General features: G+C 44.5%; 1 protein-coding gene. It reads right to left on the bottom strand.

Features of this window, described 5'->3' with window-relative positions:
* On the bottom strand, nucleotides 1-1,052 hold a 1,052-nt coding region (locus tag A3763_RS03305), incomplete at both ends, for an SDR family NAD(P)-dependent oxidoreductase (protein WP_156494868.1).

Here is a 1,052-nt window from a genome sequence, read left to right as displayed (position 1 = left end):
TCCGGTAAGTTGCTTTCTGGGCTTATCTATCACCGCATCAATAAACATTTGTGCCGCATCCTCGGCGCTTACCAGGTCGGCATTTTTATATTCTTTCGTTGGCGCAACCATTTCGGTCTTAACCAAGGGGAATTTTATCGAGGTGACACTTATATCCCGGTTAGCAAACTCTGCAGCCAGTGAGTCACACAACGCATCCATAGCAGATTTGCTTGCCATATAAGGCCCAAAACGTGGCGTGACAGCCATAGTACCCATTGAAGAAGAATGAAGAATATGCCCTCCACCATTTTTGACCATGGAAGGAAGAAGCCCCAAAATCAAGCGCGAAGCCCCAAAGTAATTTAACTGCATCGTTCGCTCCAAATCATGGAAACGCCCTTCAGAGCGAGAAAGAGAACGACGAATTGAGCGTCCAGCATTACTAGACAAAACAACAAGTGAAACGTACTTATCCTCTATATAGGTAACAAGCGCGTCACACTCATCAAAATGGGATAAATCACACGTATAGATGTCGATTCGTTCTGGGTCTACACCGCTGGCAATTAATGCCTCTTTACACTCATTTAGTTTATCTTGATGCCGGGCAACCAGAATAACTCGAGCACCATAACTCAGAGCCCGTTTGGCGCTCGCATAGCCAATTCCACTTGAGCCGCCTGTAATTAAAACTGTTTTATTATTAAGGGCGAGTTCAGCCAAGCCCTCTCTGTTCTTAGCAGGGTCCAAATAGCGATTGTAGTAGTCCCATAACTGATCGACATAATCTTCAAATGCTGGGGCTCGCAAGCCCTGTTTAACTAAAAGTTTCTGTGTTGAATCTGCACTAAATTTCAGGCCTGGCATTAGTGCTGAAAAGACTGACGAAGGAATACCTAGCTTTTCGAAAAGTCCATCGAGAGCGATCTGAACTGCCTTCAATTGCTTTAGCATACCTAGTTGCTTAAACACGCCACCTTGTATACCTGAAGACCTTACAGGCAAAGAAAAGCCAACTTTTGGACCATCTGCTGCACGAAGAATTTGCGTAAAAGCTTTATGTAAAGGTA

The organism is Oleiphilus sp. HI0128 (assembly GCF_001635365.1).
Note: the sequence above shows the minus strand (reverse complement) of the source record. Positions and strands in the feature narration are given on the sequence as shown.